The organism is Fibrobacter sp. UWR3, assembly GCF_900143055.1.
Lineage (GTDB): Bacteria > Fibrobacterota > Fibrobacteria > Fibrobacterales > Fibrobacteraceae > Fibrobacter.
This window is the reverse complement of the sequence record NZ_FRCW01000015.1, coordinates 55512-79721: the sequence shown is the minus strand read 5'-3', so window position 1 is coordinate 79721 and position 24210 is coordinate 55512. Positions and strand designations below refer to the sequence as shown.

Sequence of the window (24210 nt, the reverse complement as noted above, 5' to 3'; positions counted from 1 at the left end):
CCGTACCATCGTTTCCGAAGGTGAGGCCAATTATAGAATTTTCTGGAAGTTTGGCAAGGGTTTTTCTCGAAAAAATTTCACTTTTTTTCATTTTTCTTGAAAAAACCGGTAAAAACCACCTTTTGGCCAGATTATCAACATATTATTCACGAAGTGTAAGTTTTTTCTACCATTCCCGTATAATTCTAGCATGAGATTCCTGTTCCCGGAAGCCGTCACACAGTTCCTAGCAACCAGAAATCTGCATTGCCAGCTCGCGCGCTCATTTTATTACATACAAAATAATACACACAAATTCACAACAACATTTTATTACGTTATTCAAAACTCAAGGAGAGCGTCAGCAATCGCTTCAATCGCAAAAAGAAATGCCCACGGAAATTCATCCGCGGGCACCTTTCTCATTTGGACATTGGTGAGAAAAAGATTCTACTTCACATCGATTTTCCGCATCTGCACACCGCCCGCAGTCTTGATGCGCACAAAGAAGACGCCCTTGCCTAGAGTTTCGCTGGCGAGCCGTATATTGCCGCGTGCAGGGCGTTCCATTTGCATTACACTCTGGCCGCGACTGTTGAACACGCTTACGCTGCGCACATTGCCCAAGCCGTTGTTTATAGCCCAGCCACCGTTATCGCGGTGGAGCATGTTGCCGGCGAGAGCCTTGCCCGCAGAAATCACGCCCTGTTTCGGCGTAGCGGTAGTGAGCAGAACTGCGGTGATAGACTTTGCAGGGAGCGTCATCTTGAAACTGTTAATGCTGTAGTCGTTCGCAGTGGTGGTGCCGCCCTGCGGATTTGCATCCACCACGTTTTCTTTCAAGGCGTTGTTTGTATGAGAAACGAACGTTTCGCCCTGGAGGTTCTGCAGCGTGAGTGTTTTTACCGTTCCATCGGAGGCGAAGTTCGCGAGGCTGAGGTTCACGTCCTGGGCGTCCTTTTCGGCGCGGTTCACGAAGATAACCGTAAGCGAGTCGCCCTTGTTGCTGATGGAACTGTAGGCCGACACCAGCGAGTCGTTGCTGGAGGTGGACTGCACGCGGTTCGGGTGGCCGTAGCGGCTGAACAGGTGCACCGTTTCGTACATGCCGTCGCCCCATGTCCACGGGGTGAAAATCTCGACACCGTTGTCCTGCATGGTTCCGAGGAAAGACGCATAGATGAGCGCTGTCACCATAGGATCAGAATCGTTCAGGTCGGTTTCGGTAATGCCGAGCGTAATGCCGTGATCCTTGCCAAAGTACTTTTCGAGCCAGTTGTTGATGCGCACGAAGATGTATGACCTGTAGCCCTTCTCCTTGTCGCTCCAGTCGCATTTGCCCGTGGCGCAGCGCACGCCGTTACCGCCCTTGTAGTAGTAGGTGGTATCGAACAGAACGCGGTGCCAGTTGACACGGCTTTCGTAGTCCTTTTCGGTGGGGTACCAGTGAATGTCGAACACGTCGAGGAGCCGCGTGCCGCTCGCCTTTTGCGCTTCGGCGATTTTCTTGGTGAAGAATTCGAGCCAGCAGTATTCCTGTCCGTCAATCTTTGGCCTGCTTTCTTCGTTGTAGGCATTGATGTGGCACCATTGCCATTCATTGGCGACTACGGGGCCGGTGAGCTTGATATCGCCCCAGGCGGCGCGCGCCTTCTTGGCCACGTCGATGTAGCGTTCGACGAGGAAGTCGCCGGTCACGGGCAAGTCCAGGTCGTTGTGGGTTCCGCGCCAGATTTCAATTTCGTTGTCCATGCTCCAGTATTTAAAACGGCTCATGTCGTACTTGAGTTCATCCTTCCAGTGCGGAATGATGCCGACCGTAGAATCGGCGGGCCATTCCATGTTGTAGAGCGAGGCGTCGCCCGCCTTGATGAGCGTCTGGCCGTCTTCTGATACTTCGCCGCCACCCGCGAGGTCGAATGATCTCGACGGATATGAGCCGTGTTCCTGTTTCCAGTTCCAGTCGGGGAAATTGTATTCGGTGCTGCTTGCCGCGTAGCCCGTGAGCTGGAAGCCGTACATTGCGTCGACTCCCGGCATCTTATCGAGCACCTTTTTCGCGGTGATATCCCAGTCGTGCGCATAAACGTTGTTGAACCAGTCCGGATGAACCGTCATTTTGTGGCTCCAGTTGTAGCGCGTGGAGTTGTTGCCGTTGTTCGCGCGCATCATGTGGATGCCCGCATCGAGCATCTGGTTGATGAATGCGGATTCGTCCGCGTCGCTTGCGGCGTCCGTATCGCTGATTTTGTCGATGTTTCGCCCGTAAATGTATGGCGAAATCTTCTTGATGCCCGCATCTGCATCGACGGTTACATCGATGGCGAGTGCAGGAGAGACAGCGAGCAGCGAACCGAGTGCAGCACCCGCGAAAAACCTTGAATTACCCATATACAACACCTCTAGCCGCGTTTTGACCGCGGCTTTCCCGTAAATATATACTCGAAAAATGGTAAAGTTCAAGAAAAATGCCTGCCTGTGGACAAGCATGACAACAGTCACGTTTTTCTTTGAAAAAAGCGGCTACTACGGAATATACTTTGCCTTTCCGTTCTGCTTGCGTTCCTTTTCGCGGTTCTTCTTGCCCTCGGCAAGCATCCTGTCGAAAGCCTCGGTCTCTTCAATCTCGCGTTCTAGTGCATCGTTTGTACCATGCCCGCTCCCCAACCATTCGACGATTCTTTTACCACGTCCCTTCCTCAGCCACTCATTAAGTTTTCTATGCGAAAGCAGGCACAGGACAACGAACACCAGGAGCGAATAGCCGGCCCTTTCCGCAAAGGAGAATCCGTGCGCCTGGAACACCGATTCACGGAAGATACTCAAGGACACCTTTTCAGAATCGGGATAATAGCGGAACTGCGAGAACAGGATCTTTTCACGTTTGTCTATATCACACTTGAAATAGATATACGGTTTATACGAGCCAAATTCATTACCATATCCGGCAGTCGCAAACTGGCAATCTTCACGTGCCACAGTACAGGAATCAAGTTGGCTATTGAGGTAGACTATCTGCGGATCTACGTAGTCGCGGACATACGCACTATGCAAATTCGTTACCGTCTGGAAATCAAGCCTCCTTATATCCGCATCCTTAAAAGCGGAACGCGGACCAATGCTGGCCTCGATCGCCAAAACAATCATGGGCGCAGCAATGGCGAGCGAAAGTATTTTGCGGAGTGAGGTTTTCAGGGATTTCATCGCAGGCCTCAATCGCTAAAGTAAGTGCGGTGATTGTAAACCAGGTTGATAGAGACTCTACTCCCCTCGTCCCAGTCTTCGCCATAGGTCCAGTCGTAGCGAAGCATCAGGGAGAGCCAATGAGTCTTGGAACTAAGCGCAAACAGATTGAGCCCAACATCACCGCCCATATACCAGCCGTTATAGTCCCCATCAAAGCCCCAGCCCCAGACAAAATCAACGAACAGACCCTTCGTCTGCGAGAACCTGTGAACGGATTCAAACGCCCACCTGGATTGGGTTGTACCCATAGTCCCTTCCAGGCCCAGAAGCCAGGCGTGATTGTCCGAGAAACCCCATATGACATCGAAGCGCACGTCCGGATACCAGTATCCATAAAGATCCCTGCCACCTGCGGACCCTTCTAGCCCGACATAATCAGAAAAATTGCACAGCATGTCCGAGAAGAAACCTAAGAACAAACCGGAGAAGGAATCAGCTTTTTCAGTTGCACGACACGCTTCTGTGTGTGTCATACGCGAGTCAACCACCTCGTTAGTGGGGACGCTAAGTTCCGTATCCGAGTCCATAACCTTATTCACTAGCGAATAGGCGATGATTTCCAGATCGTCACCTGGCATGAACTTTTTATGCACTCCCCGAACGACCTCGTCACCCTCTATGCGCATCATCCCCAGCCAATAGGCTTCTTTCAACTTTAGCAGGACCATCTGGAGCTTGGTCCCGCGACGGTGTTCGACAAGTTGGTACCCGAGTTCCCCGAGGGCCGCTTCCGTATTTCTGGCAGCAAGCCTTGCCGTACTGTCATCCACATCCACGAACACGGAATCCATAAAGAAAACCTCGGACGGTTTGTCGCCCTTGTAGTCCCTGGGAGCCTTCCGGAAATTTTTCACAAGCATTTTTTTCACGGCATCGTCGGCGTCGTCCATCCCCGCAATCACGACAGAATCCTCTTCAATACCGCCGCCCGGCAAGATCTTTTTCATCTGTATGGTACGTTTCGCCGGACCGGATGCAGAAAAGGAGACCGCAAAGGTTTTACTTTCTAAACTAGGAACGTGCCCTAATTCCGCCAGATAGACCGCAGCCATAGCCTGGAGTTTTTTCGCCGAAAGGTCCCACTCGCCGTCGGCATCCCCTTCGATGACCTGCACACCCGAAGCCCCTGCGCACACGGCAAGGAAAACGAACAAAATAATAGTGCGGGCAATCAACGGCATAGAATAAAAACTTACCCTATTCAAAACAAGAATGAAGTCTTGCTTTCCAAATTCCAGATGTGTTCGCTAAAGGCATTGCCAAAATAGGCTTTCGCACCTAGAGACTGCTGAATACGCTTTGTAAACAAATAACTCGCACCAAAATACTGGGCAAATATGTAGGGAAAATCAAACGCCAACGAACAATCTTGGGACCCGTTTTCATAGCACTTTATATCGCTATAAAGCCAAGGCGAAAAGACCGACGGAGCATAAGACAGGGAGAATTTCTTCGTCGGAAAAACATTTATATACGCTCCAAAATTTCCGTTCAATTTCCATTCGGAGCAATCGTCACAATATAGACTATCAACCCACACGGAATTACCCCCCGCCATGTTACCTAGTTCCATATAGTTAACTTGGCTCACGGAGTAACTAACATTTGCATATCCAAACGAAACAAATCCTCCAACCTCGAAATAATCGCTATTGAATCCTACAGAGGACCGCATGCTAGGATAAGGGCTAAAGGCAACCCCAAATCCAATGAGGATACGCTTCACGTTAAGAAAATAATCCATCGACCCCGTTACCGGGAAGGACTTGAAATGATAGCTAAGATCGGCCTTTATGTTTTCATCTTTAGGACATTCCTCGCAATCTAAATAGAAGGAATTATTTTGTGTTTTATCATATCTGTTTTCCATTCCATGTAATTGCAGATGCCTATCGCTATAGTTGCGAATAGAAACATTCGCCTTCCAGACACCAGTCGAGTCATCCCCTATGGGGTATGCCAGTCCAGTAAATGTTTCAGGTACAAAGGCCTCAAAGGATCCTTTTTCAATATAACTGTAACTGCACCCCGTAAAAAGGAGAACTAAAAACGAAAAAAAAAGTCTTTTGAGCGTTTTCACTGACATTTGTTCTAAAAATAACAACGTAACGCATCATTTTTCGCCAAAGTCGAAAAAAAAACAACTTTCTCCGGCATTTCATTTATCAAGATAAACGGATAAGCCTTAGGGATTTGCAGTGAGGAGGGGGCGCTCCATACACAAAAAGGACTGCATCACTGCAGTCCTTTGAATGTTCTGGATCCTTCGACTTCACGCCTTACGGCGTTCCGCTCAGGATAACACGCTTACGCTAGGAGATCCCCACCTTGGTGGCCATGCGCACTAAGCACTAAAGTGCTAAGTGCTGTCCGCCCGCCTTCTCCCCAAAGAGGATAACTCTACTATGGCAACAAGTTGCCAAGTATCGTATAGCGGGGATGACATTAAGCATTAAATCTCTTCGATGCTTGCGTGATATTCCTGCAGGCTCTTCACAGCGCCATGGCCGTTGCGGGCAGCGGCGATGCCCTTCACGGTGTTGTAGGCACCGGCAAGCGTCGTGATGTAAGGCACCTTGTACTTGATGGCGGCCTTGCGGATAGCGCTTTGGACTCTTCGAGTCCCAAATGCGGGGCTCGGAAATAGGCCTGCAAGCAGTCCTGCTTCACTCGCCCTTAGCATTTGTCGTCCTTGATTACAATCGAGCTTCTGGAAAACACCGCAAGCCGAATGTCGCGACAGGCCGCTTGCGGACTGGCATGACTGAGGCGAGGATGTTTCTACAACTCCTTACCGATTTCGATGGCCTGTTCAGACAAGTTAACCTTGTCGGAGAGGCTAATCAGCACGGCACCTTCGTTCGGGAGGAAGGAACCTGCGGCTTCCTGGCTCTTGTAGTAGGCCAGGGCGTAGTCGTCGGAGAGGCCGAGCACTTCGATTATGAAGACCGTTCGGCTCACGCCTCACTCTCGCCTCCGACGGCTCGTTAAGACGAGTCGCCTACGGCTCACGGGCGTGTTACAAACCTTGGTGACCAGAGGCTCCGTGCGGGGAAATTCTTCCTTGGGCGTTTCCGCACATATATGCGCGGTCGGGCTATATTTTATGGGTTGCGCGGTTCACTCCGTTCCCGCCCAACCTCATAAAACGAAGCCTTGCTCCCGAAAACATCCAGACGAAACTGTCCGCAAGTCTTCGCCCCAAGGGGTCACTATCCCTAACACGAACGCAGAAAAGACGCCAATGATGAACGACGAGGAAATCGCAGCAGAAGTCTATGAGGTTCGTTACGGGAAATGAAAGAAAAAACGAATCTTTATAATTAGCGCAGGGAAGACGAATTCAGTTCATACTATGCTTTTTTATTCAACTATAACTCTAACAAAAAGACCTGCGATTAAAAAATCGCAGGTCTTTTTGTTTCAAGAAAAAAATTTCTTAGTCACAAAGTCTACTGAATGTTGGAACAATCGCTTCACAACTGGACAAAGTAGATGCATCCAGTTCATTCCCTGACGCATCTAAAATAGCGCAAGCGTAATTGGCACCACCCTGGCCCGGGCTTGCAAGAAATCCATACATGGTTCCTACAGGGCAATCGCCTAGATTTGTAAGCAGCTGCGCCCTGACGCCAACAAACTGATTTGTTTTGATTTCCTTAAATTCAATTTCATTTGTTGAATTCGGTGCAGAGTATCCAATAGACTCCCAGGTACCAATTTTACCCGTATCCACATTATAAGCATCTTGAAGGTTCCTATATGCGCCCATTGCAGGCCCAATTACAGAAGCCTTAGATTTAGCAGTCATTACATTGAGTTTAGGTAAAGCCACTGCAGCAAGAAGACCGGCCGGCAAAACAAGCACAGGCAGAATCAACAAAACAGCAACAATAATCTTTGTAGATTTTGCCGCATTTTGATTTAACACACGTCCGTATTTATCGGTGTATGTTCCCTTGATAATTCTAACAAGATCAATAATCCACCAAATCCAGGAAACTAGAGCGAGTACACCAGTAAGCGTAAAAATCAACTTAAGGGCACCATACAGAATTCTCCCATTGTAGAAATCATGAATACCCAAGGTTCCTAAAAAGAATGCAATGACTAGAGTTGCACTCTGATTCTTTACAGGAGGAATGTATATTCCAGGCTGTTGAAAACCTTGATTTTGCTGACCATTGTCAACGTTGACAATAATTTGTTGAGGATTTTGATTTTCCATAGTATTCCTTTTGTTGATGTGTAATTAAAGACTATTGCAGTAAGCGATGATAATTCCGATAAGTAGAGCAAAAAGTATTATCGGCACAAAAATCAATATTTTTGTAAATGTCGCATCACCAATCAAAGGACGCCCCCAGTTGTCCGTTGGATTTGAGCCAAATGCAATTATAAACGCATCAATCATAGCCCAAATACACGTTATGGTAGCCCCGACACCAGTCAAGGTACAAAGCAACTTAATTATTCCACTGATTGATTTGCCGATGTAAAAATCATGCGCGCCAAAAACACCGAGAAACAGGCAAAGCAGGCCTGCGGTTTCTCGACTTTTAGGTCCCGGCAAAACAGCAGGATTTACTAGTCCTCCTAATGCAGCACCAACGCCTTGATTTTGCTGATTGTTGCTCACGTTAACAATGATGGATGGAGCACTCGGATTTGCAACCTGATTTGGTGCAGATGGAACGGTTCCATTACCATTAGAGTTTAAGTTATCTGTTTGAGGCTGAACTTGTTTCAGCTGATTTCCGCAAGACTCGCAAAATTTAGCCTCATCGGAATTACTGGCACCACATTTTGAACAGAACATTTTTTTCTCCGTCATTGAATGAACTTACACATGTCAAAAACCAACAGGTCATTTTCAAAACCACGAGATATACACGAAACCCTGATGATTGCACCTTTCTTTATTGAATTATAAGGCAATTCGTCGACCGCAAATTTCAAATACGCGGGAACAACTTTTGTGTCTTTTTTCGAATTGTTTGACAATAACGAATCACTGCTTGAATTTTCTTCTTCAAGAATCCTTTTTACGGATTCTATTTTTTCCTCTACAACATCCTTAATTTCATCAACGATTCCGATTTCAGTTGTATCACCAACATTAATGAGCACTTTTTCTTTCTCAATCGATTTAACAAAACCAAATAAAACCACCCGAGTGCCGACAATGCTCAAGGCGTTTCCCTTTTGTAAAATCTCACTTAGTTCATTCTTGGTAACTTCCTTCTCTTTGTCGGAAGGTTCTGACAAATCTTTTGGAATGAACATCAGCGCTATACACAACGCAAACGCAACATATAGAATACTCGAAACATAACCAACGGTCGGATAAAGCTTATTATTTTGGACCATGGAGAACAAGTCATAAGCAATCCACGCCAATAAGCCTATACAAACAACATCCCGAAATAACTCTACCCGTTCATCCACCCCTGTAGTGAAAATAACTATACTCGTCAGAATGATTTTTAAACATCCCTTAACAGGCGCTTTGGTAGCAAAATTATGGATTCCTAACCAGCCAAAGAAAAAAGCAACAAGCCACACAGCAAAGCTGTTCATGGTTTGTTCGTCATCGTTCTGCGAACTAATTTCCTCGTTAACCGATTCGTTTGAAATCGGTTTATACTTAGCATTAAAGGCTCCACAATCAGGACAGTATTTTTTATTTTCAGGAATCTCTGCCCCACATTTAGAACAAAACATAGTCTAGCGCTCCCGAGAAACTTGATCTTTTTCATCTTCATGTTTGAAGATGAAGGAGTATGCCAAAAAGCACACTGCAGCTGCGAGCGAAGAAATGAATGCGGCAAGAAAAACTTTTCTCATATTCATCCTTTTTTCCAAAAAAGATTTTCTGAGTTAGCCCTTGTTCAACAAGGATTCTTGCCAAATTTTGTATAGATACAAAAAAGGCGCAGATCGTTGCATTTACCTAAGTGGGGCTCTAGACTGCCTCTAAGCGATAAACACAAACGACCCACGCCCCAAAAGGGCTGTTGCCCTTGGTCTAACGACCAACAATCGGCTAATAAGCCGATACAGCAAACTGAAGCATACCGTAAAACGGCATACCTGCGTGAGCGTCCGCCTTATTCTCGCTTAGGGAAACTGTCTAGATTTCACTTAGAGAACAAGAGCAAAACTCTCTATTTCATTCTAAAAACAACTAATAAATCAGCAAAAAACACATTTCCATCAAAATTTCTAGCGAAAATGATGCCAAAAGCACAATTTTCCAAGCAAATACATATTCCAACTTGGAATGAACTCCCCTAAAACTTGCCTTTATGGGGTGAAAAAGGTATATTTAGGGTGGAGGTCCACCATGGCAGCAGCACAAACGCTAAATCCGACTCAGATACATCTTCTTGAGATGTTTTCCTTTTGCAAAGATGCAGAAGCCTTACAGGATTTGAAGGCTGTTCTTGCTGATTACTATGCCAAGAAGGTTCAAGAAGAAGCAGACGCTCTGTGGGATGATGGCGTGCTAGGCGCAGACGCTATTGAGCAGATTGGCAAAGAACACTGGAGAACCCCCTATTCCAAGGTATAACCTTGCGCCGCATTTGCCTTGACACAAACTGCCTGTTGATGAGCCTCCCGTCTAAAAGTCCATATCATCAAATATGGACCGAATTCTTGAACGGGGACTTGGAAATTTGCGTATCGCCAGAGATACTTCTTGAGTACGAAGAAATTATTTCCCAGAAAATTTCAAGTCGCATGGCAACCATTTTAATGGAAGCCTTAACCAATCGCTCAAACCTTGTGAGAACAACTCCGACTTGGCGTTTCAACTTGATTACGCAAGATCCAGACGACAACAAGTTCGTTGATTGTGCTATCTGCGGAATGGCAGAATACATCGTTTCTAACGATCGGCATTTCGATATTCTGAAGAGCATCGACTTTCCGCTGGTCACAGTTCGGTCCATTCAAGAGTTTTCCAAAGAACTCGCGGACGAGATGTAAAGGATTTAATAAACAACTTATGCAAACAGGAGGCCATTGCTGATAAAGCAATGGTCTTCTGTTTTGGGCGGGTGGGCGGGACAAGCCCAGGCGTTACGGGTGCGGCGCTTGAGCACCCGTTAGAAGGGGTAGCGGAAGACCCGACTGGGGTGGGTATACAGAAAACGCCCACTCTTTTGAGTGGGCGTGATTATAAGGGCGGGGTCGGGGCTGAAGCGAGGGGAAGGCTTTCCCCTCACCCCTAATCCTTACACCTCTTCAATAGAAGCGTGATACTCTTGCAGGCTCTTCACAGCGCCATGGCCGTTACGAGCAGCGGCAATGCCCTTCACGGTGTTGTAGGCACCGGCAAGCGTCGTGATGTAAGGCACCTTGTACTTGATGGCGGCCTTGCGGATGGCGCTTTCGTCCTTGATGGCGTCGCGCTTTGCCCACGGCGTGTTGATGATGAGGTTCACCTGCTTGTTCAGGATGATGTCGAGGACATTCGGGCGGCCTTCAGCAATCTTGTTCACCACTTCGCACTTGACACCGGCCTTCTCGTAGAACTTGGCGGTGCCTTCGGTAGCGTAAATCTTGAAGCCGAGCTTTTCGAATTCCTTGCCCACTTCGATAGCCTGGTCCGCAAGGTTCACCTTGTCGGACAAGCTAATCAGCACGGCACCTTCGTTCGGGAGGAAGGAACCTGCGGCTTCCTGGCTCTTGTAGTAAGCGAGGGCGTAGTCGTCGGAGAGGCCGAGCACTTCACCCGTGGAGCGCATTTCGGGGCCGAGAACCGGGTCCACCTTCGGGAACTTGTCGAAGGGGAACACGGCTTCCTTGGCGCCGTGGTGGTTGAACTTCTTGTCCTTGAGCTTCAAGTCTTCGAGCTTGGCGCCGAGCATCAGGCGGGTTGCGAGGCGGGCCATCTGCGTGTTACAAACCTTGGAGACCAGAGGCACCGTGCGGCTTGCACGCGGGTTGGCTTCGAGGACGAACACCTTGCCGTCTTCGATGGCGTACTGCATGTTCATGAGGCCGCAAACATGGAGGGCTTCAGCAATCTTCCTAGTGTAATCCTTGATGGTCGCGAGGTTTTCCTTGGTGATGGTCACCGGCGGGATGATGCAGGCGGAGTCACCGGAGTGGACACCGGCAAGTTCCACGTGTTCCATCACGGACGGGATGTAGACGTGTTCGCCGTCGGAGAGGGCGTCGGCTTCGCATTCGAGAGCGTTGTGGAGGAAGCGGTCGATGAGGAGCGGACGATCCGGGGTCACGCCGACAGCCTTCGCCACGTATTCGCGGAGCATGTTCTCATCGTAGATGACTTCCATGCCGCGGCCGCCAAGCACGAAGCTCGGGCGGATCATCACCGGGTAGCCACCGATCTGCTTGGCGCAAGCGAGGGCTTCGTCGATGTTCGTGGCCATGCCGCTTTCCGGCATCGGGATGCCGAGCTGGTCCATCATCTTGCGGAACAGGTCGCGGTCTTCGGCGATATCGATGGAGTCAATGCTCGTACCGAGAATCTTGACGCCTTCGTCGCTCAGGGCGCGGGCGATGTTCAGCGGAGTCTGGCCACCGAACTGCACGATCACGCCAGCCGGCTTTTCCTTGTGGTAAATCTGCAGAACGTCTTCCAAAGAAACCGGTTCGAAGTACAGCTTGTCGGAAGTATCGTAGTCGGTAGAAACCGTTTCGGGGTTGCAGTTCACCATGATGGTTTCGTAACCCATTTCGCGGAGGGCCATTGCAGCGTGGCAGCAGCAGTAGTCGAATTCGATACCCTGGCCGATTCTGTTCGGGCCACCGCCGAGGATCATGATCTTCTTCGGGTTCGTGCTGGCGGTAGATTCGTCCTTGCAGTTGTAGGTGCTGTAGTAGTAGTACTGGTCCTTCACGCCGCTCACCGGCACAGCGCACCAGCCTTCGACCACGCCGAGTTCGGTACGCTTCTTGCGCACGTCCTTTTCGCGGATGCCGAGAATCTTAGCGATGTACTTGTCGCTGAAGCCGTCCTTCTTGGCCTTGATGAGGAGTTCGTCAGAAGGCAGGCGGCCCGGAGTCTTGAGCATTTCTTCTTCGAGTTCCACGAGTTCGCGCATCTGCTGCACGAAGTAGGCCTTTTCGTAGGTGGCGGCGAAGATTTCTTCGTCGGTAGCGCCCTTGCGGATGGCTTCGTACATCTGGAAGTGGCGTTCGGAGCTCGGAGTCTTGAGCATTTCGAGGAGTTCTTCCTTGCTCTTCTTGTTGAAGTCCTTCGCAAAGCCGAGGCCGGAGCGACCGTTTTCGAGGCCGCGGATAGCCTTCTGGAGGGTTTCCTTGTAGGTCTTGCCGATAGCCATGACTTCGCCCACGGCCTTCATCTGGGTGCCGAGGCAGTCATCGACGCCGCGGAACTTTTCGAATGCCCAGCGGGCGAACTTGAGCACCACGTAGTCACCGCTCGGGGTGTACTTTTCGAGGCTTCCGTCGCGCCAGTACGGAATCTGGTCGAGGGTGAGGCCTGCAGCGAGCTTCGCAGAAATGAGAGCGATCGGGAAGCCGGTAGCCTTGGAAGCGAGAGCGGAAGAGCGGCTGGTACGCGGGTTGATTTCGATAATCACCACGCGACCGGTCTTCGGGTCGTGAGCGAACTGCACGTTGGTACCGCCAATCACGCCGATGGATTCTACAATCTTGAAGGCCTTTTCCTTCAGTTCTTCTTCCAGCTTCTTGTCGATGGTGAGGAACGGGGCTGCGCAGAAGGAGTCGCCGGTATGCACGCCCACCGGGTCGATGTTTTCGATGAAGCAGATGGCGATCATCTGGTTCTTGGAATCGCGAACCACTTCGACTTCCAGCTCTTCCCAGCCGAGAATGGATTCTTCGATGAGGCACTGGTGCGTCATGGAGAGTTCAAGACCGTTGGAGCAAATGGTGCGGAGTTCTTCCACGTTGTAGCAGAAACCGCCACCTGCACCACCCATGGTGTAAGCCGGACGAACCACCACCGGGTAGCCGATTTCTGCAACAATCTTTTCGGCTTCTTCCACGGAGTGGCAAATGCCGGAGCGCGGGGTGTCGATGCCGAGCTTCTGCATGGTTTCCTTGAAGATTTCACGGTCTTCGCCGCGTTCGATAGCGTCGAGGTTCACACCGATGACCTTCACGCCGTACTTGTCCAGCACGCCGGCCTTGCTCAGAGCAGAGGCGAGGTTCAAGCCGGTCTGACCGCCCAAGTTCGGGAGGAGAGCCTGCGGGCGTTCCTTTTCGATAATCTGGGTGAGGCGGGCAACGTTCAGCGGTTCGATGTAGGTGGCATCGGCCATGACCGGGTCGGTCATGATGGTAGCCGGGTTGGAGTTCACGAGCACAATCTTGTAACCCTGTTCGCGCAGGGCCTTGCAAGCCTGGGTGCCGGAATAGTCGAATTCGCAAGCCTGACCGATCACGATCGGGCCAGAACCGATGATAAGGACTTTGTCGATGCCTTCAATCTTCATTTTTTATCTCCGTTGATACTAATTATTAAACTCTTGTGTTAAACAGCCCTGGACCCTATCGCTACGCTCCAGGGTGACATAGGGAGTGAGCGTCGCTTTGACGCTGGGTAAAAAAAATGCCGAACCAAATGGTTCAGCAAAATCAAAATCAGAAAACGGAAAAACTTTAACTGCATCGGAACCGTCCGTTCCGCAAGGTGCCTTTGCCTTATTCATCATGTGCAAAATCATCTTTGACCAGCTAAAGTTCTGTCGTTTTAAACTTGCGCAAATATAGAATAAAGAACCCCGTCTTGCAACGGGGAAAAACAAAAAAATGTAAAAGGGTAAAAACGATTACGTACCGGAGTCTACTTCCGGGGTATCGACATCGATGCCGTCATCCGTCGTCTGGCAAGAGGCCGCATTGTCATCACAATCGTCGTCCGTATTGGTTCCGCTTCCACTGCAGGCGATTAACCCCATGACAGACAACAAGATAGCAAGTCCGAACAGTTTTTTCATACATTCACCTTCTAGTTATGATTTATACTACAAATATAGTGAAATTTTTTCAAATAGAAAAAAAGGGCGCCGGTGAGGGCGTCCTTTTGAACCTTGATCCGGCCAGAATTACTTCTTGGCGGGAGCGGCTGCGGGTTTTGCGGCAGCGGGCTTTGCAGCCGGCTGCGCGGCAGCCTTCGGCGCTTCGGCAGGCTTTGCAGCAGGGGCCGGAGCGGCTGCTTCTGCCTTCTTTGCCTCAGCCTGAGCCTTAGCTGCTTCAGCTTCGGCCTTCTTAGCCTCAGCCTCTGCCTTCTTGGCTTCGGCTTCTGCCTTCTTTGCTTCAGCTTCAGCCTTCTTAGCCTCTGCTTCTGCCTTCTTGGCAGCAGCTTCGTCAGCCTTCTTCTTGGCCTCTTCAGCCTTCTTGGCTTCGGCAGCAGCCTTCTTGGCGGCGGCGACGCTGTCGGCCTTAGCCTTCTTCACTGCGGCGATGCTATCCTGCTGTGCCTTCTTCGCAGCAGCGGCGGCTTTCTTGGCGGCGGCGACGCTGTCGGCCTTAGCTTTCTTCACTGCGGCGATGCTATCCTGCTGAGCCTTCTTCGCAGCAGCTGCGGCTTTCTTTTCTTCGGCAGCTTTCTTCTTGGCTTCAGCGGCTTCAGCCTTCTTCTTGGCTTCTTCGGCCTTCTTTGCTTCGGCAGCGGCCTTCTTGGCGGCGGCGACACTGTCGGCCTTGGCCTTCTTCACGGCGGCGATGCTATCCTGCTGGGCTTTCTTTGCAGCGGCTGCGGCTTTCTTTTCTTCGGCAGCTTTCTTCTTGGCTTCAGCGGCTTCAGCCTTCTTCTTGGCTTCTTCTGCCTTCTTTGCTTCAGCAGCGGCCTTCTTGGCAGCGGCGACGCTGTCGGCCTTGGCCTTCTTCACAGCGGCAATGCTGTCGGCCTTGGCCTTCTTTACGGCAGCAATGCTATCCTGATGAGCCTTCTTCGCGGCAGCGGCGGCCTTCTTTTCTTCGGCAGCTTTCTTCTTGGCTTCAGCGGCTTCTGCCTTCTTCTTGGCTTCTTCTGCCTTCTTGGCTTCAGCAGCGGCCTTCTTGGCGGCGGCGACGCTGTCGGCCTTAGCCTTCTTCACGGCGGCAATGCTATCCTGCTGGGCTTTCTTCGCGGCAGCGGCGGCTTTCTTTTCTTCTGCGGCCTTCTTCTTGGCTTCAGCGGCTTCTGCCTTCTTTGCTTCAGCAGCAGCCTTCTTGGCGGCGGCGACGCTGTCGGCCTTGGCCTTCTTCACTGCGGCGATGCTATCCTGCTGAGCCTTCTTCGCGGCTGCGGCAGCCTTCTTTTCTTCGGCAGCCTTCTTCTTGGCTTCAGCGGCTTCTGCCTTCTTCTTTTCTGCTTCTGCCTTCTTGGCTTCGGCAGCAGCCTTCTTGGCGGCGGCAACGCTGTCGGCCTTGGCCTTCTTCACGGCGGCGATGCTATCCTGCTGAGCCTTCTTCGCGGCTGCGGCAGCCTTCTTTTCTTCGGCAGCCTTCTTCTTGGCTTCAGCGGCTTCTGCCTTCTTCTTTTCTGCTTCTGCCTTCTTGGCTTCGGCAGCAGCCTTCTTGGCGGCGGCAACGCTGTCGGCCTTGGCCTTCTTCACGGCGGCGATGCTATCCTGCTGAGCCTTCTTCGCGGCTGCGGCAGCCTTCTTTTCTTCGGCAGCCTTCTTCTTGGCTTCAGCGGCTTCTGCCTTCTTCTTTTCTGCTTCTGCCTTCTTGGCTTCGGCAGCGGCCTTCTTGGCGGCGGCGATGCTATCCTGGCGAGCCTTCTTGGCTTCGGCAGCGGCCTTCTTGGCGGCAGCAACGCTGTCGGCCTTGGCTTTCTTCACAGCGGCAATGCTATCCTGGCGAGCCTTCTTGGCTTCGGCAGCAGCAACGAGAGCAGCGGCTTCAGCAGCCTTTACCTGTTCAATGGAATCAGCAGTAGCCTTTGCAGCAGCAATACTATCGGCGGTAGCCTGGGCGGCAGCGGCACTATCAGCAGCGGCCTTCGCGGCAGCACTATCTGCAGCAACCTGAGCGGCAGCGGCGCTATCCACGACAGCAGCGTTGCTATCAACAACTGCAGAATCGGCAACAGCGGCAGAATCGACAGCCGCGCTATCAACAGCAGTAGTATCAACAACAGAAGAATCTGCGACTACGGCAGCAGGTGCTTCCGGAGCAGGCTGTTCCACAACCTTGGTCACTGCGGCAGGCTCTGCGACCTTATCAGCAGCCTTCGGCGCCGGCGTACCAAAGAAGTTCACATGGGCGAGGAAAATCATCATTCCCCAAGAGAGAACCAGACCGACCAGTCCCATGACAACACCCGTAATCGCCATACCGCGCGTATCCGTATAGCCCGTCGCATGCGCAAGGGCGTTAGGCGGAGTCGAAATCGGGAGGCTCATGCCGAGAGAGCTAGCAAACGCAACGGAAACGAGGAGAGCGGTCACGCCACCGAGGCCAACGAGGTTGTCCTGGCAAGCGATGCCCACAGCACAAAGAATCGGGACCAAAAGCGTAGCCGTAGAGGTATGGCTCATGAAGTTCGCCATGAACAAGCAAATGATACCGCAGCCGACCATGAGAGCAAGCGGAGACCAGGTTGCAAACGGGATCGTCTTGATAAGGTGAGCGGCAAGGCCAGTCGCATTGAGGCCAACACCCAGGGCAAAACCACCAGCCACGAGCCAGAGCACGTCCCAGCTCATCGCATTCAAATCCTTCTTGGTAATCACGCCGGTAAGGGCAAACACGGCCATCGGGATCATTGCAATCGCGTTATCGTTAATACCGTGAACGTTCTTGCCCGTCACCCACAAAAGCACACACACGACAAAGGTAATGTAAACGATGATAGCCTTGGGGCTCGTATCGAACTTGCCGGCACCTTCAATATTCAGGACCATCTGCTTCATCTTGATCGGGTAAATCTTCACGAGCAGGAGCCAAGCAACCACCATCAAAATAATCACGTACGGAATACCGAAGGCCATCCACTGGCCGAAGGTCACCGGGTTCGCGACAAGGTCACCACGGGCAACGGCATCGTTCAGGGCACCAAGGGCGATGGCGTTAGGAGGCGTGCCGATCGGGGTACCCATACCACCGATGTTGGCACCGAGCGGAATAGCAAGGGCAAAAGCAGCCTTACCGCGATCGTCTTCGTCAAAGAGCTTGAGCACCGGGGCGAGGATGGCAAGCATCATGGCTGCGGTAGCGGTATTGCTCATGAACATCGAGAACACAGCCGTAATGAGCATGAGGCCGAGGAGCACGAACTTCGGGTTCTTGCCGAAGGGCTTCAGGAGCACGCGGGCCAAGTTCAAGTCCATCTTGTACTTGGTGGCGGCGGCAGCAAGGAAGAACCCACCCAGGAAGAGCATGATGATGGGGTTTGCAAAGGTCGCCATGATGGACTTGTGGCTAATCATCGTCACACCGTCCACGCGGAACGGGGCGAGCGACGAATCGGACATCGTGACAATCATGAGCACGATGACAAGCATCGAGGTGGACCAGATCGGGAACGGTTGCAGGATCCAGAAAAGAGCGGCCATGACGAAAACGCCGATGACGCGGATTTCGAGCGGGTTCAGGGGTCCCATGGGGCTTGCTGCATCGAATCCGAGGGATTCGTAGGGCAAGAAGAGAGCGGCGATGGCGAGCACCGACGCAATAATGAATTTGATGAATTTAGCCTTTGTCATAGTGCGCCCAAATCTAGAAAAAGGCCGTAGGCATGGCAACGAAAAAGTCCGTTACAAGAAGGCCCGCCAGGGGTAGCGGACCTCAGGTAATTCCGACAATTTCGGGCGATTTTCGCCGTTTTTGGGGCTATTTCACAAGAATACGACCGGCCTTCATCTGGCTACCCGCACGCACGCGGAGCATGTAGATGCCCGGCTTCGGGGCATCGAGGGTCACGCGGTTCACGCCGGCAAGGGCACTCGAAGCCACACTCCGGACAACGTTCCCCTTCAGGTCGAGCACGTCCACGCGCACTGCACTGCCCGCAAGGCCCGCACCCGCATCGAAGTCCACCTGGAGGGTCGCGCCCGCCTGCACCGCCTTGAGGCCGGCAAGCGTCTTGACCAGCGCGACCTTCGGGGCAGAACCCACGAACACGGTCGCGACCTTCGCTTCGGAAGAAAGCGCGACCTTCAGCGGTTCGCCTTCCCGCACGCGCGTCGTATTCCCGTCCACGGTCACGTACACGGAAAGCCCACGGAATTCCAAACCGTCAATACCCGCAAACGACAGGTAACCCGTGCGCGGGCTCGTCGCCGTGAGGTCGATGTTCCATTCATACGAAGCGCCCTCGCCCGCCGCCTTCACGCTCTTCATGAGCCTCTTGCCACCATCAAGTATCGAGAGGTTCACGTGGTCGCCCATACCGGCAGGCGGTTCCTCGGACTGCCTTGCAAAATCACCTACGCCGAGCACGTTCCAGCTGTCCTTCTTGCCTTTCCCGTCACTCAGCATAGCCTGCAACGCCCAGCCCGATACGTCACCAATCTTTGCAAACCTGCGGTTGAGCGTCCTGTCCATTTCTGCATTCGCGTCGACATTCATGTCTTTATCGAACGACGGTCTCGCTGCAATCTCAATCGTCGTGCTCATGGAGCGGTTCAGTTGCGCCCACACCGCCTGGTAGGGACCGAGCTTGCTTACAGGCACGTACTGACCCTCTTCCGGATTCCAGCGGTTGTACTCCACGAGTGGAACCCTCTTCTTGCGATTGTCCTCGGACTTTTCCTCGGGTTCATCCAGGTCGTACTCATCCACAACCAGGTCTATTTGCCAGCCGTAGGGGTTCGCGACAAGGTTCCAGCCACCGTTCTCGTTCGTGAGGTTCCACGTAATGTCATCCGCGAACGCAGAGTCCTTCAGCACGAGCGGGCGCCCCTCGATAGAGCTGTACCAGTAGCCGCGTTCCTTTTCGGGCGTCTGCGACTTGACCAATTCCTGATACTGCCAATACTTGCCATAGTTCCTGTCCTCGGCCCACCAGTAGAACGTCTCGTCGCCGTCCCACGACAACTTGTCCATGTCCACATTGGCAAGCGAAATCATCTGCCAGGATTTTTCACCGGCAATCGCGATTTCGGCAACGACCTCGAAATCCTGTTCACGCAAGAGAGAGTCGTGGCCATCGCGCACCACGCTGGCGGTAAACAGGTAGAATCCGGCAGCAAGCGGGAAACGTTCCCATTCCAAGTCACAGGCATCCGTGGTACACTTGTACTCATTGCCGTCAAGCTCCTTCCCGTCATCGTTTTCAAGCGAAATGCGGATCGATGCCTTGCCATCCTTCACGAAGCCATCCTTGTGGAACGTGAAGCGGACTGCATTGCCCGACTGATAGAACTTGGCACCGTCCGTCACGACAGGTTCTGCGCTTTCGATAAAGTAGGCGCGGATTTCGGCACCATCAACAAGGCCCTCGAGCCATTCGCCGTTTTCAAACGGGAAGGTGTCGCCATCCTGGATAAGCAGAATCTTTTCGAGCACGTAGCCATCATCCGGGATAGCGCGCACCCTGAAACCGCCCGTGTATTGTTCAGGAGGCAGGATAATGCTTCCGTCGGTACCGAACCAGTGCACGCGCGGTTCACCCTCGCCTTCAAGCAGCTCTATGCTCCCGTTCTCGGCAACTGCCTTGACACGCGCATAGCGGGCGCTATCCACACACAGGTCAGCATCGCCCCACACGGCATACAGTTTCTGGGTATCCTGGAGTTTTTCATACAGCTCGCCGCCATAGGTCATGACACGGTAATCGTATTTTTCCGCATCCTTCTCGGCAGACCAACCGAGCACGCACGAATTCGCCGTGTATATCCATGCAGGCAAAAGCACCTGGTCATCGTTGTTCAAGACCTTCAGGGAATCGCCCTGGACAAAATCCAGATCATAGAACACGTCTTCCTGTTTCGTGTTCAGGTCAAACGCCACAGAGATGAACTTCGAGAACTCGACAAGAAGTTCCGGCGAGCGGGAGCCGCTATAAAATTCAATCACGCCATCGCCATCTTGCATGGCGACATCGATTGTATCGGCTTCGCCCGAAGGTGCGTCCGCGTTTTCCATAATGCCACGGACCAATTTCACGTGCGAAAGCGCATAGCCCGGCTCGGGTTCGGCACCCACGTGGAACCGGAAGAACGTCCACGCTCCAGGAATCGCCATCGTGGAATCTTCAAAATCGTGCCTGAACGTCAAAGTGTCCACCGGGTTAACGAGCTTCTGCCATAGGTAGATCTTGCCCCCCTCTGAGCCGACATCGCCTTGGTAGTGCAGCAAAATCTGCGAATTCTCTATATTGTCGCAGCCACCCATTTCATAAGTTTCCTTACCGGGCTGACCATCCGCTTCTGTTACAAGAGAATTATTCCAGGCTCCGTACAAACTAAACACATTGTCTACGGGTTCAACCGCATTGAGCAAGTTCGCATCCAGTTCTCTCGCAAGGAAATCCTGCTTATCGGGACTGACGCTCCAGCCACCAAAACACCTCGTTGTGTCTGTCGTATACAGCGTCGGCAACTTGGCCGTCATGTCGTTATCCCTTGAATAGATTGCGAGCGTATCCGTATAGCCGGCCACAAACACGTCCATATCAGCGGCATTCACATCGAACGAGATTGCATAAGGAATCGCCTCGAGTTCGGGAATCGCGTGCAGGAGGTAGTAGTAATGGAAATTACTGGTCAACATATCACCCATTTCCACAATAGCGGCAATAACGCTATCCATATCGACAACGCCGTCGGCATCGAATTCCGCACTCCACTTCAAGAACGACCTGTTCTCCATGTTGTCCATAAAGGCGGCCTTGATTGACGACGGTTCCGCGAAATAGTTTTTCGTTGTTTCAAAAGTAACCGCCTTGGAGCATTCTTCCGATGCCTGACCTTCTTCGTAGCACTCCTCTATGTTTCGGGAGCCTGTCATGTGCGCCCAGAAATCTGCCTTCCATTTTTTCAGGATAAATCCCGCATCGGCGGCAATGCTGTACTTGGAAGCCATCGGGACAAACGGATTGTTAAAATACCCCGCACTTGCCGTATCAAATTGTGCCAACAGGCCATCCTTGTAACCATACGCAGTATACATGATTGCATGGTTACCGCTCACGCCGAGAGCCATGGTCGGAGTCTCGGAAATTCCCCCAATCGGGGCATAAATCAAGTGAATGGTATCGCTGTACTCCGGACCGTAACGGCCAGCAATATTTTCCATTATCCGTGCAAAATTCCTAGTCTCACCAAGTTCGCCTTCAATTTTATCAGCATCACAGTTCCCGCCTTCCCTACAATTTATGTAGTAACTATCTATGCCGAACTCAACTTTTTTACCGTCATTCATCACGAACACGGGAGGGATAACGGCATGTTCGTTATAACGGCGTACCTTCGTTACCTTCGGCCAGAGATACACCGGGTACGGCAAGGTTTCGTCCAGGTTTCCATACGATGTTGCAGGTTGATCCACAACAACTATCGCCGTCTCGTAGACGACGACGAAACTGCTGTTTTCTTCCGTTTGGTAAAGCTCGTTTTGCAACATCGTGTAAGTTTCAAGGTCTATTTCATTGGTTTCCTCGAACACGCCAAAATCAACGCTCAGCGCCCGGATGCGCTTTACAAAATCAGGGCTCACGCGGCGGTCCTTTTCCGTGTAGGTAACAAGCCTGTACTCCGTATAATCGTCTTCGGGGGCATAGACTGAATCCAGGATGCCCTCCAGGGATTCCTTGTCCGCATCGGTAAACTTGGAGTAGAGTTCAGTTACATCAAGTTCCACCTTGTACGCGGTACGTTCCTCTCCGTCATCACACATCCGCAAAACGGAGTCGGCACCATTTTCCCAGCATACAAGACCCGTATCAAGTAAGCCCCGATCCTGTTGTGAGCAGCCAGGCATTTCGTTCATGACATACGCAAGCTGTCTCGACTTTATCGTTTTGTCATCCAGAACGCCATCGAGCAGGGATTCATCGAATGTTCCCGTAGGCTGAAGCACGATATTTCCCGATTCAATAGAATTACGGTAGTTGTAAATGACACTATACTTGAATCCCTCGAACTCAGATGGACCCTGATTCCAGTCCGTTACTTGAGTATACACCCCCTGATTAAGTATTTGCATCAAACCTAAAGGCGATTTCGCGTCCGCATCCTGCGAACCATAATGGACATTCGCAATAATTTTCATGCCATAGGTATCGTCCCTTGTACCAACGTGCCTACCCACAACAAAGCCCGTATTTTCGACATTCGAAAGCATGTCACCACGGCTTAGGTTATCATAAACGATCGTTCTCGAGGCAATTACATCGCCAATCAGCCCACCCACGGCACTAGAATCCGCATACCGTTCTGCAACAATATCTATATCGCCTTCGACCAGATACCTGCGGATTTCATTGGTAGCCTTCGGAGACACGATTTTTCCGGCGCACCCTCCAGCATAGACAAGCTTCATATTCTTGGAGGACAGCCTTATGAGATCCTTTCCGGCAGGAGCCTTGACCTGCATCGAGAACGAGCGCAGTCCGCCGATATAGTCGAGTTCCTCAGTTTCGGCATTGATATAGCCAACGACACCACCCGCATAAACGGTTCCAGAAGATGCGGCCTCCATCGAAACCGTTACACTACCCGAATCGGCATAGACGATTCCATAGTACGTACCTCCACTAGTCGTAGCAGCTGATGCCACCAATCCACCCATGGCCACTTCTATCTCGTCAGTTCCCGAACTAGCAATAGACGCATTTACATCACTTCTCACTATGGTAGGTGCATCCGAAGGAATTCCCTGAACATCGCCGATAACACCACCGAGGCGCTGGCGCCGGCTACCGGCGGCAACAAGACGCGCATCGACGGTCTCGTTTGCGAACCGCATACTTTTGGCATTTTGCGCTAATCCGAACTCGCCACCCGCTGCAACGACGCCGTCGCCTGAGCCCTTCGCAGCAATAACCGCATGAATCTTATTCAATGAATCCGTAACAGCGACATTCTCAAACGACCCCATCCCGACTAGGCCACCCGCATAGGCGATATACCCCGTCGAATTTACGGAGATGTCGATTATATTGCCCAGGTTAAGCATTTCAACAGACCGGCTCGCATCATACAGGAAATTTCCAACAAGGCCACCCGCTACAACAGTGGTTGCTCCATTCGGCATCACAAGCGTAACGGTATCGTTGCTGAACACGATATTCGCATCTCTCATGGTAAATTGCCCCGCAAAGCCACCAGCAGCTACTGAATCCTCGCCCACAGCGTATACTTCTATATCGACAGAAATATTTGAAACAGAGCTAGCCATTTCTGCACTAGCAAAAATGGCTTCCCCGAACAGGCCACCGACATGCACACCTCGCAAGACGGCATCCACATGCACAGATGTTATATCATCGTATGCAGTCTCGTAATTACCGACAAGTCCACCAGCAGTATGTGAAGCACTTATAACGGAATTAGCAACCGAGACATTGTTAAAAGCAATTCCATACGACTGTTCCGCAAGCACCGCCGCACGCGCACCATCACCCGTCGCCTTTACATAGGCCCCATCAAAATGGAGGTCGTTGAACTGAGCATTCTGAACGGCAACAATACTTTCACCAGTTCTTCCAAAGTTTTCAACCCCCTTGAAAAACGATTTATTCCCTTCACCGATATCACAATAGCCCTTGATTGTATTGCCATTGCCATTTATCTTCAAGACATAGTCTACAGGAATAAGCACCGGGTCAAAAGTGTTCACGCATACCGTATCACCGTTAGAGACTTCGAAACCGCCCAAGTCTATAGAGGTTTCAAAATCAATGCTAATGCCAGTGCAGGAATTCGGATCCATTTCACAATTCTGAGCACTAGTCACAAGGCTACCAGTCAGTTGCGCAACAAGATCACTCCACGAATCAAAGATTTCTGAATCAGTATAGTTATGGGCAACAGCTTCGTCCACATCATCGAACTGGCTAATTTTACAAATGTAGGGACCATTTTG

16 protein-coding genes are annotated in these 24210 nt (G+C 51.4%); 2 read left to right on the top strand and 14 right to left on the bottom strand.

The features are described from left to right. Positions 1-429: 429 nt before the first annotated feature. The 9 genes from BUA44_RS14710 to BUA44_RS14670 all read right to left on the bottom strand — a co-directional run bounded on the left by BUA44_RS14710 (position 430) and on the right by BUA44_RS14670 (position 8949). Positions 430-2370 carry a glycoside hydrolase family 44 protein gene (locus BUA44_RS14710; RefSeq protein WP_072813554.1) on the bottom strand — a complete coding sequence of 647 codons (1941 nt, stop codon included), beginning with the start codon at positions 2368-2370 and terminating at the stop codon, positions 430-432. Between the two features lie 135 nt (positions 2371-2505). Then, a complete protein-coding gene (locus tag BUA44_RS14705) occupies positions 2506-3183 on the bottom strand; it encodes a hypothetical protein (protein ID WP_072813551.1) in 678 nt (225 codons plus the stop codon). 8 nt (positions 3184-3191) lie between these two features. Further along, positions 3192-4172: a hypothetical protein gene (locus BUA44_RS14700; RefSeq protein WP_143152030.1), complete on the bottom strand. Its 981-nt coding sequence runs from the start codon at positions 4170-4172 to the stop codon at positions 3192-3194. A 254-nt stretch (positions 4173-4426) separates the two neighbouring features. Further along, entirely contained in the window at positions 4427-5311 is an 885-nt protein-coding gene (locus BUA44_RS14695) for a hypothetical protein (RefSeq protein WP_072813545.1), read from the bottom strand. Positions 5312-5677: 366 nt separating this feature from the next. Next, positions 5678-5908, bottom strand: coding sequence for a hypothetical protein (locus BUA44_RS14690; RefSeq protein WP_072813542.1), 231 nt, complete (start codon positions 5906-5908; stop codon positions 5678-5680). A gap of 98 nt (positions 5909-6006) precedes the next feature. Beyond that, positions 6007-6186, bottom strand: coding sequence for a hypothetical protein (locus BUA44_RS14685; RefSeq protein WP_072813540.1), 180 nt, complete (start codon positions 6184-6186; stop codon positions 6007-6009). Positions 6187-6664: 478 nt separating this feature from the next. Further along, the gene (locus BUA44_RS14680) at positions 6665-7453 is read right to left on the bottom strand and encodes a TM2 domain-containing protein (protein WP_072813537.1); all 789 of its coding nucleotides are present in this window, start codon (positions 7451-7453) and stop codon (positions 6665-6667) included. A gap of 24 nt (positions 7454-7477) precedes the next feature. Beyond that, on the bottom strand, positions 7478-8044 hold the full coding sequence (locus BUA44_RS14675; RefSeq protein WP_178348809.1) for a zinc-ribbon domain and TM2 domain-containing protein: 567 nt from the start codon (positions 8042-8044) through the stop codon (positions 7478-7480). Positions 8045-8055: 11 nt separating this feature from the next. Next, positions 8056-8949 carry a zinc-ribbon domain-containing protein gene (locus tag BUA44_RS14670; RefSeq protein ID WP_072813533.1) on the bottom strand — a complete coding sequence of 298 codons (894 nt, stop codon included), beginning with the start codon at positions 8947-8949 and terminating at the stop codon, positions 8056-8058. A 622-nt stretch (positions 8950-9571) separates the two neighbouring features. Here BUA44_RS14670 and BUA44_RS14665 point away from each other — a divergent pair. Then, positions 9572-9799: a hypothetical protein gene (locus BUA44_RS14665; protein ID WP_072813531.1), complete on the top strand. Its 228-nt coding sequence runs from the start codon at positions 9572-9574 to the stop codon at positions 9797-9799. Between the two features lie 2 nt (positions 9800-9801). After that, on the top strand, positions 9802-10218 hold the full coding sequence (locus BUA44_RS14660) for a putative toxin-antitoxin system toxin component, PIN family (protein ID WP_072813529.1): 417 nt from the start codon (positions 9802-9804) through the stop codon (positions 10216-10218). Positions 10219-10466: 248 nt separating this feature from the next. Here the strand turns inward: BUA44_RS14660 and carB are convergent, their stop codons facing one another. The 5 genes from carB to BUA44_RS14640 all read right to left on the bottom strand — a co-directional run bounded on the left by carB (position 10467) and on the right by BUA44_RS14640 (position 24057). After that, positions 10467-13685, bottom strand: a complete 3219-nt coding sequence (gene carB / locus BUA44_RS14655; protein ID WP_072813526.1) for a carbamoyl-phosphate synthase large subunit — start codon at positions 13683-13685, stop codon at positions 10467-10469. Between the two features lie 18 nt (positions 13686-13703). Then, positions 13704-13904 (bottom strand): hypothetical protein, encoded by a 201-nt coding sequence (locus BUA44_RS14650; protein ID WP_143152028.1) that lies wholly within the window; start codon positions 13902-13904, stop codon positions 13704-13706. A gap of 117 nt (positions 13905-14021) precedes the next feature. After that, positions 14022-14150, bottom strand: coding sequence for a hypothetical protein (locus BUA44_RS16035; protein ID WP_255370583.1), 129 nt, complete (start codon positions 14148-14150; stop codon positions 14022-14024). 147 nt (positions 14151-14297) lie between these two features. Then, the gene (locus tag BUA44_RS15775) at positions 14298-17885 is read right to left on the bottom strand and encodes an SLC13 family permease (RefSeq protein ID WP_178348808.1); all 3588 of its coding nucleotides are present in this window, start codon (positions 17883-17885) and stop codon (positions 14298-14300) included. A 127-nt stretch (positions 17886-18012) separates the two neighbouring features. After that, positions 18013-24057, bottom strand: a complete 6045-nt coding sequence (locus BUA44_RS14640) for a T9SS type A sorting domain-containing protein (protein WP_072813521.1) — start codon at positions 24055-24057, stop codon at positions 18013-18015. Between the last annotated feature and the right edge of the window lie 153 nt (positions 24058-24210).

Bases quoted from the DNA above. Each gene is read 5' to 3' on its own strand.
- BUA44_RS14690 (WP_072813542.1), bottom strand. From the start codon at position 5,908: ATGCTAAGGGCGAGTGAAGCAGGACTGCTTGCAGGCCTATTTCCGAGC.
- BUA44_RS14675 (WP_178348809.1), bottom strand. From the start codon at position 8,044: ATGTTCTGTTCAAAATGTGGTGCCAGTAATTCCGATGAGGCTAAATTT.
- BUA44_RS14705 (WP_072813551.1), bottom strand. From the start codon at position 3,183: ATGAAATCCCTGAAAACCTCACTCCGCAAAATACTTTCGCTCGCCATT.
- BUA44_RS14710 (WP_072813554.1), bottom strand. From the start codon at position 2,370: ATGGGTAATTCAAGGTTTTTCGCGGGTGCTGCACTCGGTTCGCTGCTC.
- BUA44_RS14680 (WP_072813537.1), bottom strand. From the start codon at position 7,453: ATGGAAAATCAAAATCCTCAACAAATTATTGTCAACGTTGACAATGGT.
- BUA44_RS14695 (WP_072813545.1), bottom strand. From the start codon at position 5,311: ATGTCAGTGAAAACGCTCAAAAGACTTTTTTTTTCGTTTTTAGTTCTC.
- BUA44_RS15775 (WP_178348808.1), bottom strand. From the start codon at position 17,885: ATGACAAAGGCTAAATTCATCAAATTCATTATTGCGTCGGTGCTCGCC.
- BUA44_RS16035 (WP_255370583.1), bottom strand. From the start codon at position 14,150: ATGGGGTTAATCGCCTGCAGTGGAAGCGGAACCAATACGGACGACGAT.
- BUA44_RS14670 (WP_072813533.1), bottom strand. From the start codon at position 8,949: ATGTTTTGTTCTAAATGTGGGGCAGAGATTCCTGAAAATAAAAAATAC.
- carB (WP_072813526.1), bottom strand. From the start codon at position 13,685: ATGAAGATTGAAGGCATCGACAAAGTCCTTATCATCGGTTCTGGCCCG.
- BUA44_RS14640 (WP_072813521.1), bottom strand. From the start codon at position 24,057: ATGGATCCGAATTCCTGCACTGGCATTAGCATTGATTTTGAAACCTCT.
- BUA44_RS14665 (WP_072813531.1), top strand. From the start codon at position 9,572: ATGGCAGCAGCACAAACGCTAAATCCGACTCAGATACATCTTCTTGAG.
- BUA44_RS14700 (WP_143152030.1), bottom strand. From the start codon at position 4,172: ATGAAAAAGATCTTGCCGGGCGGCGGTATTGAAGAGGATTCTGTCGTG.
- BUA44_RS14650 (WP_143152028.1), bottom strand. From the start codon at position 13,904: ATGATGAATAAGGCAAAGGCACCTTGCGGAACGGACGGTTCCGATGCA.